8 protein-coding genes are annotated in these 11,256 nt (G+C 38.5%); 5 read left to right on the plus strand and 3 right to left on the minus strand.

The features are described 5' to 3' along the window. A partial coding sequence (locus tag BM361_RS08730) for a PKD domain-containing protein (RefSeq protein ID WP_175496562.1) occupies positions 1 to 1,829 on the minus strand: 1,829 nt, incomplete at its 3' end. An 83-nt stretch (positions 1,830 to 1,912) separates the two neighbouring features. Next, positions 1,913 to 2,071 carry a hypothetical protein gene (locus tag BM361_RS16970; RefSeq protein ID WP_175496563.1) on the minus strand — a complete coding sequence of 53 codons (159 nt, stop codon included), beginning with the start codon at positions 2,069 to 2,071 and terminating at the stop codon, positions 1,913 to 1,915. A 278-nt stretch (positions 2,072 to 2,349) separates the two neighbouring features. Here BM361_RS16970 and BM361_RS08735 point away from each other — a divergent pair, with 278 nt between their 5' ends. Further along, on the plus strand, positions 2,350 to 2,838 hold the full coding sequence (locus tag BM361_RS08735) for a SixA phosphatase family protein (protein WP_074978274.1): 489 nt from the start codon (positions 2,350 to 2,352) through the stop codon (positions 2,836 to 2,838). A 761-nt stretch (positions 2,839 to 3,599) separates the two neighbouring features. After that, positions 3,600 to 3,743 carry a hypothetical protein gene (locus tag BM361_RS16975; protein ID WP_175496564.1) on the plus strand — a complete coding sequence of 48 codons (144 nt, stop codon included), beginning with the start codon at positions 3,600 to 3,602 and terminating at the stop codon, positions 3,741 to 3,743. 265 nt (positions 3,744 to 4,008) lie between these two features. Here the strand turns inward: BM361_RS16975 and BM361_RS08740 are convergent, their stop codons facing one another. Further along, a complete protein-coding gene (locus BM361_RS08740; protein ID WP_074978276.1) occupies positions 4,009 to 4,884 on the minus strand; it encodes an AraC family transcriptional regulator in 876 nt (291 codons plus the stop codon). Positions 4,885 to 5,026: 142 nt separating this feature from the next. Between BM361_RS08740 and BM361_RS08745 the strand changes: the two genes are divergently transcribed. The 3 genes from BM361_RS08745 to BM361_RS08755 are packed head-to-tail and all read left to right on the plus strand — an operon-like array spanning position 5,027 to position 11,256. Beyond that, positions 5,027 to 6,406: a sugar porter family MFS transporter gene (locus BM361_RS08745; protein WP_074978278.1), complete on the plus strand. Its 1,380-nt coding sequence runs from the start codon at positions 5,027 to 5,029 to the stop codon at positions 6,404 to 6,406. Positions 6,407 to 6,462: 56 nt separating this feature from the next. After that, positions 6,463 to 7,875, plus strand: a complete 1,413-nt coding sequence (locus BM361_RS08750) for a sulfatase family protein (RefSeq protein ID WP_074978279.1) — start codon at positions 6,463 to 6,465, stop codon at positions 7,873 to 7,875. 57 nt (positions 7,876 to 7,932) lie between these two features. Next, positions 7,933 to 11,256, plus strand: a complete 3,324-nt coding sequence (locus BM361_RS08755; RefSeq protein ID WP_074978281.1) for a tetratricopeptide repeat protein — start codon at positions 7,933 to 7,935, stop codon at positions 11,254 to 11,256.

Raw genomic sequence — 11,256 nt, forward strand, 5'->3', positions numbered from 1 at the left:
GCAGGAACCGTAAATGTAGGATCGGTAGAATCCTGTACAGTTATGATTTGATCTTGCTCCGTTGTATTTCCACAATCGTCAGTTAGCGTCCAGGTACGAGTTATAACAGAAGCATTAGCACAAGCCCCTGCAGCTACACTATCAGAATAAGTAGCATCCAAGGTAGTATCACAATTATCAGCTTCATCAGTAACATCACCTGTTAATGAAAGGTCCGTTTCATCGTCATCACACTCGATAGTGATATCGGCAGGAACCGTAAATGTAGGATCGGTAGTATCTTCAATCGTGAATGTAGTCTCATACCATGATGTATTATTACAATTATCTGTAGCATTAAAACGAATATGACGTACTAGAGTACCTCCACAGTTATCAGTAGTGCTTAAGACTACCCATGACCAGGAAACATCATCATCACAAGCATCGGTGGCAGTAGCACCTCCATTAGACATTAACCATGCATTATAAGCAGCGGTATTTCCACTACCATCACATTCAACAACTTCAGGACCACCACCGGTAATCACTGGTGGGATGGTATCATCAATGTTGATAAGTTGAGTGTCAAAAGCAGTGGCGCCACAATTATCTGTTATAGTAAATGTTCTGGTAACAACAATCGGACAAGTGCCACTAATTTCATCTTTATAAGTAATTAGTGCTACATTATCTTCAACGAAAGAACCTCCTTCTGCTGTATATTGAGCTTCTGTAATTGTTGCAGAAGTTGGGCTGTATGGTAACGCCGTTAAACCTCCGTTTGTAATGTCATCGGTGTCACAGCCTTCTACATCCTTATCAGTAGGTGCAGTAATAATCGGATCTGTGTTGTCTGAAACGTTGATTTCATAGGAGTTAGTATATTCACATCCTCTACTATCTGTAACAACTAAGTCATAAGTTCCAGCTTCTAGATCAATTAGGTCTTCATCTGATGAAGTAAACCCATTCGGTCCTGTCCAGTTATAAGAATATGTTTCGTCTCCACCTGAGGCGGTAATGCTAATACTTCCGTCAGCATTGCCAGAGCATAATACATTTGATTTGCTATCTAAAATTGCAGAAACTGAAGGATAAACAGTAACAGTGTATGTTTGGGTATCTACTAAACCATCAAAGTCCGTAATGGTTAAGGTTACGGTATAATCTCCTGTACTTCCATAGATATGAGACGGAGAATCTTCAATTGATGTATTTCCATCTCCAAAATTCCAACTATATGTATAATCTTCATCATTTTCACCTCCGGTAGTTAAATCTGTAAAGTCAACTTGCAAAGAATTACAAGGATTTATATAGCTGAAATTTGCAACTAAAGGAGCATCGACCTCAAAACCAGGAACATCATTGAAACATTTACCTTTACTATTTGCAGGGCCACATGGATCTGCGGTTGTTTCCCAATTTAACAGTATATTGGTTACTTCTATTTTATCACCGCAGGTATAATCAATTTGAAATAGTTGAATTGAAGTATTGGTAGGTATTACCTGTTGATTATAAAAGCAATCATTATAATTATTAATAGTTACTATATCATTAATCTCTAGGTTGAATTGGACGTTTAAAGAGTAACGATCTGCATTCGTGTTTTTTGTGAATGAGGCATACAAATAAGCTGATTGCGGTGTTCCAGGTGTGCAGGTTGTAGTAATAGGATTGCCGTTAATATCTCCAATATAGAAATTATTAACAGTAAAATCATTAGAATTACAACCACCTTGCGAGTACCCAATTCCAATATTCACCAACAGCATAAAGGCCAACAATAACAATTTGTTGACAACATTATACTTTGGCATTTTTGAGAGTAGAAATTTTTTCAAATCCATCGTTTTTAGGTTATATCTAAAACATGAAAATGTAGGGTCGATACGGAGTTATCCCATACCAACATCAAAGCCTTAGCTTATGCTACACTTCTTCTGCTTATCGTAAAATTTTCAGGTAAATAAAAAAGTTGCGGTATGATACCGTGTCGATCATCGTTCGTAGTCTTATGAACTACATCATCTGAATGGATGTTTGTACTCGAATAGTACAAGAGTTTAGAGTAAAAATGTTTCATGGGCCTAATAATTTTAAATTTCTTTGCCCACAGCAACATGCTAGCTATCAATCAATGTTTGTATGGGTCACTAGCAAAAAATATTAAAGTGTTGTATCTTTAATACCAGGTTAAGTTAAGATGATTTGAATTTGGGATTCAGGAATTATCCTAGCACAAAGGAAGATTTAAACGCCACTCAACACAAAAATAAATGTTAAAATACCTGCTTTTGTCGATAAGCGTACACCCCAAAACACTTCATCGGTAAAAGCGGTTATTTTAACGACTCGAAAAATATGAAAAAGCTAGTTTTAATGCGTCATGGGAAATCATCGTGGGAATACGATGTTGAAGATATCGAACGACCACTTAAAAAAAGAGGGATGAAAGACACGCAACGGGTGGCAAATCAATATGTTAAATTGGAAGGCCTTCCTCAGCATATTTTTTCAAGTCCGGCGAATCGTGCATTATCAACTTGCAAGCTTTTCATGGAAACTGCTGATGTGCCGAAAAAGAAACTTACCGTTGTCGATAAACTTTATGATTTTGGAGGAAATTCGGTAATCAGTTATATCAAATCCCTCGATAAATCATTAGATCATATTATGATCTTTGGTCATAACCATGCTTTTACTTCCATCGCTAATATTTTTGGAAATCGCTTTATCGATAACCTACCCACCGCGGGCTTGGTGGTACTTAAATTTGATGTCGATTCCTGGAAGGATATCGATAAAGGAACCACCGAACTCCTTATTATCCCTAAAAAACTTAGAAAATAAAAATAAGAATTGTTGGATGATGTGGGATAATATTTTTAGTCTATAACTTAGATCATTATTGCTTGTTTCGTTTTTTAAATCCTTTCAGAAGTAAATATGTTCTTTTTTTCATTGCCAAATGCTTTGCATTCATGAATACCATATAAAACAGTAATTATTACATGAATAAAAAAAGAACCAAAAAAGTCTAGCCTTGTCTTTTCGACGACCTCATTGAAGTTCGAATGTTAAATTAAACGAACTCGCCCCGCTAGGGCGTGACTCAAACAGCGTTTAATTCTTAACACATTTCTTACTTATGAGGTGCCCGCCTGCAAAGGACTATGGCGGGTTTGGGATATGGTTTACTCTTGAAACCTCATAACAACGTAACATGATAACAGTGTAACTCCATAACACCATAACAACGTTAAGTAAAAAACTTTAGTTCAAAATTTTCACATTTAAAACTCTGCCTTTAGTTTGTGGTATATCTGTTTGATATATTATTGTATAGTTATTTTTCTAGATAGAATGGTATTCCCGTCGGCAGTATAAATGGATTTAATCCGTTAAAAATGGTTGAAGCCTTGGAGGCCATTTAGGATTAAATTCATGGTTTTGCGATAGCAGGGCCGAACGTCCCGAATATCGGAAAAAAGGTATTGTGTGCCTTTTTATTGAAGGAGCCAGCTGGCGTCTGGAAGAATGGTGCGATAGCAAAAATACCTCTCGACGGGCATCCTTTCTTTTGGTTCGTTTTCTTTGGATGAGCAAAGAAAATGAATGAAGTGAAAAAGGGATTAAACTTTAATAATATTCCCACCGCGGGCTTGGTAGTCCTGAAATTTGATGTCGATTCCTGGAAAGATATCGATAAAGGAACCACCGAACTCCTTATCATCCCTAAAAAGCTCAGAAAGTAGTTGTCAAAAACGGAATTAATCACTTTGACGTCATTGCGAGGAAGGCAAGGCCTGACGAAGTAATCTTTTCAAATGGAGTAAGATCCTATTCAAGAGACTGCCACACTTTTGTCCAGACTCGCAGTGAAGAAACAACATAACATCTTAACTCCATAACTCCATAACCCCATAACTTCATAACATCTTAATGCTATAACCCCATAACTCCATAACCCCATAACTCCATAACCCCATAACCCCATAACACCATAACAACATCACAGCACTACTTATTCCTGTATGCACGAGGCGATAACCCGATATATTTTTTAAATACCCTCGAAAAATATAACTGATCCTGAAATCCGGTCTTAAGACTAATTTCTTTTATGCTTAAATCGGTATAGCTAAGAAATTCACAGGCCTTCTGAATCTTCTTTAAATTAAAATAATACATTAACGAATGACCTGTAGCTTGTTTGAAGTAATTGAACAGGTGCGAACGGGAGTAATTAAATGCTTTCGCAATATCTTCGGCAGTTAAAGGCTGATCAATATTAGCCATTAAAAAATCAACAATATCATTTCTTAAATTTTGTCCCTGTTCTAACGCCACACCTTTTATGTGATCGAAAAAGATAAAATCAGAAACAAACTTATAAGTAAGGATACATGCATACCTTAATTGTGCTTCAGAAAAATTAGTGTCTGCCAAACTAAATAGTTGTTCAAACAGATCAACGCTTTTCATTTGATAACCCACATGAAAAGCCTTATTGACTCTTTCTTCATGAGTACGTAACAAGGAATCTGAAGAAGAACCATTAAAATGAAGCCAGTAGATACTCCAGGGTTTTTTAATATCAGCTCCGTAACGATGGGGGATGTTTTTAGGAATTATAAAATACATACCCGGATGGATCTCGTGATGGGTGTCATTTAACTCAATCCAACCACTACCTGAAGTACAATAAATAAAGATATGTTCTTCAGATCCCTTTTTGCGATATCTTTGGTGGTAATGAGCGTTTGGGTAATACCCCAAATCCCCAAAATGAAAGGGACTACTAACGGCATCCGTTTGCAACCATTTTTTAAGTTTTTTGGGCATGGCTACGATCTGTTGCCCAGGAAAACCTTCTTTTATAGTAATATTGTCCATATTTACCCTTTTCTTATCTATATCAAAATTAACAATAAAACCTACTTTTATAATCTCAAAAAGGGATATAATAATTTTTTAGTTTTATGTGTCTCTTATTTTATAGCATATAAATATCTATATTTTTAATAATATAAGTCTAATGAACCAGTTTAAATACAATAATAGATACTTACTCTCCATCGTTTTTATTTCCGCCCTGGGCGGCTTTTTATTCGGTTATGATTGGGTTGTAATCGGAGGGGCCAAACCCTTTTATGAAGTATATTTTAATATAGTAGATTTTCCTTCGCTACAAGGATGGGGAATGAGTAGTGCCCTGGTAGGGTGTGTCTTTGGAGCAATGGTCTCCGGAGTTATTTCAGATCGATTGGGTAGAAAGAAACCTTTACAGATTGCTGCTGTTTTATTTCTGTTATCCGCATTAGGAACGGGATGGGCTCATAATTTTAATTTCTTTATAATTTACAGAATTATCGGGGGGGTGGGAATTGGTATTGCATCAACCCTTTCACCGTTATATATCGCAGAAGTTTCCCCGGCTAAATACAGAGGACGATTTGTAGCCATTAATCAACTTACGATCGTTATTGGGATCCTGGCGGCACAAATTGTAAACTGGATCATAGCGAAAAATGAAATCAGTGATCAGGCAATGCTTTGGAATCAGCAGACAGGCTGGAGAATTATGTTTTGGGCTGAACTGGTGCCTGCTATGTTGTTTTTTGGCTTTCTTTTTATGGTGCCCGAAACTCCACGGTTTTTAGTAAAGTCCAACTTCACCGAAAAGGCTCTGAAAGTATTGAAAAAAATAGGAAATGAAGCCTATGCGGCTAAAGAACTGGCATTAATAAAAGGTACGCTGCAAACCGATCATAAATCTGTAGGTATCAAGAAAAAGGAACTCAAAAAACTCTACCCTATTCTTATTGTAGGCATCGTACTATCCGTATTCCAGCAATGGTGCGGAATTAATATCATCTTCAACTATGCCGATGAGATTTTTACCACCGCTGGCTATAGTGTAGGGGATATGCTATTTAATATTGTGATCACCGGTAGCATCAACCTGATTTTCACCTTTGTTGCCATGGGGACTGTAGATAGTTGGGGAAGAAGAAAACTAATGCTGTTTGGTGCCCTCGGATTGGCCGTTGTGTATGTTGCCTTGGGTGCAGCGTATTATTTTAATTTTCAAGGCTGGCCAATATTACTGTTAGTGCTCATCGCCATCGCTATCTATGCCATGACCCTGGCTCCGGTTACCTGGGTGGTCATTTCAGAAATTTTCCCTAACCGCATCAGGGGAGTAGCCATGTCTGTAGCTACCTTTTCCCTGTGGACAGCTTCCTTTGTGTTAACCTATACCTTCCCGCTTTTAAACGCATTCCTCGGAGCCTCCGGAACCTTTTGGTGCTATAGTGGTATCTGTATCTTGGGATTTATATTCATCTATAAAAAATTACCGGATACAAAAGGAAAATCACTCGAAGAAATTGAAGAAGAATTGATAAATAATTAAAGAGACCTATGTTTTTTAAACCGATAAAAATAGCCGTATTACTTAGTTTGACGTTCATGGCATGCAGTGAAAAAATGCCGGTAAAAGACGACCGTCCTAATATTCTTCTGATCATTACCGACGATCAGGGGTATGCAGATTATAGCGCCTATGATGGAGCTCCCGATGCCATAACCCCTCATATGGATCAAATTGCTCAAAAGGGGATCCGTTTTACCGATGGATACGCAACCGCACCTGTTTGTAATGCTTCGCGTCAGGGAATTATAACAGGAGCCTATCAGGAGCGATGGGGAACCTATTATTATGGCGGTAAGATCTTTTCTGAAAGTCAATATACCATCCCTGAATTATTAGGAAAGCAGGGGTATCGATGCGTTAAAATCGGAAAGACACATTATGCTGATATACTGGATAATAATGCTAAGATTAAAAATCCGCTGGAGTATCGTGAATTCCCATTGAACCATGGTTATGAAGAATTCTTAGGCTTCTGTGCACATCGTCACGATTATTTTAAACTAAAAGCCTCCGACGATTGGGTAGAAAACCCTGACGATGATAGGATGTCACAGTTCGGCCCGCTATGGAGAAATAAAGAAAAGGAAGATTTTAACGGGTATACTACCGATATATTTGGAGACGAAGCCGTAAGGCAAATAGAAAAGAAAGACAAAAGACCTTTCTTTATGGAGCTATCCTTTAATGCGGTCCACCATCCAATTTATCAGGCGCCCGATAAGTATCTTAAGCAATTCGGCGTCGAAAAGTTTCCTGAATGGAATCCGGAAGAAGAATCGTTTTTAGATTACCATGCACGCACATGCTGGCGCATGGAAGAGGATCCTGATGGTCGTAAACGATACCTGGCGAATTTAGCCTGTTTAGATGATAATATAGGGAAAGTACTGCAGGCGCTTGATAGAACGGGAAAACTTGAGAACACCCTGATATTTTTTATTTCCGATAATGGAGGTTCTCAAAATACCTATGCCGATAATGGTGCCTTAAACGGACATAAATATATTCTTAGGGAAGGAGGCATCCGTACCCCTTTTACCATGAGTTGGCCAAAAAGAATAAAAAGCAATCAGGTTATTAGTACGCCGGTTTCACACATGGATATTATGCCTACTTGTTTGGCAGCAGCTGGTTCGATAGCCACAGATAGCCTCATATTCGACGGGAAAAATCTTTTTGATTTAACGGAATCCAAACCTCAGGTATTTCACGAAACCCTGGTTTGGGATACCGGTAATGAATGGGCCATTCGCAAGGGTGATTGGAAATTACATGTCGTAAAAAAGGACAATCATTTCAGAAGTATCCACCTCGATAAAGGAACCTACCTGTATAATTTAAAAAATGACCTTGGAGAGACCACCAATCTCGCAGCCGAGCACCCTGAAAAAATAAAGGAACTCACAGCCAATTATCAAGATTGGAAAGAAGAAATATCTCAAAAATAGTGCATAGTTGATCTTAAAATCAACCAAAGAATTTAATACCAATAGCTACAATTAATTATGAGTAAGGTTAAAGCCTGGAAAGATGTTGTAATAATACCTACCTATGAAGTAGGGGTGCCAGAAAAATATCCGGTTTTTTTAGATAAACGAGTATATCAAGCCAGTAGTGGTGTAGTATACCCAAATCCGGTGATCGAATCTATAAGTGACGAAAAAACCTTCAAAGAGTGGGAGGTGGTGTTTATCGAAAATGATTATGTGAAAATAATGATCATTCCAGCCCTTGGAGGAAGAATTCAAATGGCTTATGATAAAGTAAGAGAACGCCATTTTGTATATTATAATCAAGTGATTAAGCCTGCATTAGTAGGCTTAACGGGGCCGTGGATTTCAGGAGGTATTGAGTTTAACTGGCCTCAACACCACCGTCCGAGCACTTATGATCCCACCGACTTTAATATAGAAGAAAATAAAGATGGCAGTATCACCGTATGGGTAAGTGAACTGGAACGCATGTTCAGAACCAAAGGGATGGCTGGTTTTACCTTATACCCCGATAAAGCATACCTGGAAATAAAAGCACAGCTGTATAATCGCACGCCTCATCCGCAAACCTTTTTATGGTGGGCCAACCCGGCAGTTGCAGTAAACGATCATTACCAGTCAGTATTTCCACCCGATGTGCATGCCGTTTTTGACCATGGTAAACGTGATGTTTCAGAATTTCCTATTGCTAAAGGGGAATACTATAAGGTGGATTATGCGCCTGGTACAGACATTTCAAAATATAAAAATATCCCGGTACCCACGTCTTACATGGCTATTACCTCCAAGTACGATTTTGTGGGTGGGTACGAGAATGATACCAAAGGAGGTTTATTACATATAGCCGATCACCACATATCACCAGGAAAAAAACAGTGGACCTGGGGAAATGGCGATTTCGGACATGCATGGGATAGGAACCTAACCGATGAAGACGGCCCCTATATCGAGCTTATGTGCGGTGTTTATACCGATAATCAACCCGATTTTTCATGGTTACATCCCTATGAAGAAAAAAGCTTTAAGCAATACTTCATGCCATATTACAATGTGGGAGTTGTTAAAAATGCCACCAAAGAAGCGCTGCTGAATCTGGAGCATAAGGATTCAGAAGCCTTGCTGAAAATTCATGTGACTTCCGTATATAAGAATAGTAGCGTTATCCTGCGCAATTCTGAATCTATACTGTTTGAAGAAACCTTAGAATTGAGTCCGCAAAATGGCTTTGAAAAAAGTATCCCCCTGGGTAATTCAGCCTATGAAACACTTACGGCTACCTTATATGATGCAAAAGGAAAAGTATTGGTTTCATGGTCGCCGGAGGTGCATACAAATGTTGATATTCCCGAACCGGCCAAAGCAGCGAAACAACCTGAAGAAATTAAGAGCATCGAGCAGTTATACTTACGTGGATTACACCTCGAACAATACCGCCATGCTACTTATGACCCAACTAAGTATTACCTCGAAGCCCTTGCTCGTGAACCGGGAGATGTACGATGTAATAATGCCATGGGGTTATGGAATCTTAAACACGCCAAATTCAAAGAAGCATTAACGTATTTCGACAAGGCCATAGAAACCTTAACCGAGCGCAACCCAAATCCATACGATGGGGAACCTTATTTTAATAAAGGACTCGCACTAAAATTCCTGGGAAAAAAGGAAGAGGCTTATGCAGCCTTTTTTAAAGCCTGTTGGAATGCCGCCTGGCAAGATGCAGGATATTTTAACCTGGCGCAAATAGATTGTTCAAATGGCAATCTTGAAAAGGCGCTGGAATTGGTTGGTAAAGCACTTATTAAAAATTGGCACAACCACAAAGCAAGGCATTTAAAAGTACTTCTGTTAAGAAAAATGGGGCAAAACGAAGAAGCCATGCAGTTAGTCAATGAATCCCTGGCGATCGACAACTTTAATTTTGGCATACACTATGAGAAATACTTGTTAAGTGGGAAGCAGGAAGACTTGATAACCTTCAAAGAATTAATACGCGATAATCCACATAATTATATCGAGTATTCTTTAGACTACGCTCAGGCAGGACAGTTTGAAGAAGCTATAGCTCTTTTGGATGTTCACGTCGACGGAAAAGATGCCGTTTACCCTATGATAGCCTATTTTTCAGGATGGTACCTTGAACAGCAAGGACAATTAGAACAAGCATTAAAACAGTATCAAAAAGCATCCATGATGCCTGGGGATTATTGTTTTCCAAATCGTTTAGAAGAAGTTGTTGTGTTGCAATCGGCCATACGACAAAATACATCCGATGCTCAGGCTCCTTATTATCTGGGGAATTTCTGGTATGCATTTAAACAATATAAAGAGGCTCAAAGTTGTTGGGAGCTTTCCGTTAAATTAAGCGATGATAATCCAATTTGTCATCGAAACCTGGCTTTGTTGTATTTTAATAAAACCGACCAGAGGGACTTGGCAAGAACCCATTTAGAACGTGCCTTCGAATTAGATAATCGGGAAGCCAGACTGTTAATGGAGTTGGATCAATTGTATAAAAAATTAAATGTACCGGTAAAGGATCGTCTGCAACTGTTATCTTCTAATTTCGAATTAACTGAAATGAGAGACGATTTATACCTGGAGTGGATTACCTTAAATAATTTCAAAGGAGATTATGAGAAGGCTTTTGCTGATATTAAATCGCGTCAATTTCATCCATGGGAAGGAGGAGAAGGTAAAGTGCCTTTTCAGCACATTACCATACACGTTGAACTCGCTAAGGAGTCCATAAAGCGGGGAGGATACGATGAGGCTGTATCTTTCCTTGAGGCAGCTCAGGTATATCCCTATAACCTTGGCGAAGGAAAACTGTTCGGAGCTCAGGAGAATGATATTTTTTATTGGCTGGGATGTGCCTATGAGAAATTGGGAGAACTAACCAAAGCTGAACAATACTGGACTAAAGCATCAAAAGGATTAAGTGACCCGAGTCCGGCGATGTTCTATAACGATCAACAGCCCGATAAGATTTTTTATCAAGGCCTGGCATTATTAAAATTAGGTGATAAACAGGAGGCAAACCGCAGATTTAAGAATCTGATTTCGTATGGTGAAATGCATATGGATGATGATGTTAAATTAGACTATTTTGCCATCTCTCTTCCAGACCTTTTAATTTGGGAAGAGGACCTGAGTAAACGAAATCAAATTCATTGTTACTATTTGATCGGGTTAGGTCAATTAGGACTGGGTAATTATAAACTGGCTGAAGCAGCATTAAATAAGGCTTTAAACTTCGACCGTTATCATATGCCAGCCCATATCCATCTTAATATGGTTCACGATAATATTCAAAAAACAGACGTAGAAAAATAA

Origin of the sequence: Zhouia amylolytica (assembly GCF_900116365.1) — a bacterium.
GTDB lineage: Bacteria > Bacteroidota > Bacteroidia > Flavobacteriales > Flavobacteriaceae > Zhouia > Zhouia amylolytica.

Bases quoted from the DNA above. Each gene is read 5' to 3' on its own strand.
- BM361_RS16970 (WP_175496563.1), bottom strand. From the start codon at position 2,071: ATGAAACATTTTTACTCTAAACTCTTGTACTATTCGAGTACAAACATC.
- BM361_RS08735 (WP_074978274.1), top strand. From the start codon at position 2,350: ATGAAAAAGCTAGTTTTAATGCGTCATGGGAAATCATCGTGGGAATAC.
- BM361_RS16975 (WP_175496564.1), top strand. From the start codon at position 3,600: ATGAATGAAGTGAAAAAGGGATTAAACTTTAATAATATTCCCACCGCG.
- BM361_RS08740 (WP_074978276.1), bottom strand. From the start codon at position 4,884: ATGGACAATATTACTATAAAAGAAGGTTTTCCTGGGCAACAGATCGTA.
- BM361_RS08745 (WP_074978278.1), top strand. From the start codon at position 5,027: ATGAACCAGTTTAAATACAATAATAGATACTTACTCTCCATCGTTTTT.
- BM361_RS08750 (WP_074978279.1), top strand. From the start codon at position 6,463: ATGGCATGCAGTGAAAAAATGCCGGTAAAAGACGACCGTCCTAATATT.
- BM361_RS08755 (WP_074978281.1), top strand. From the start codon at position 7,933: ATGAGTAAGGTTAAAGCCTGGAAAGATGTTGTAATAATACCTACCTAT.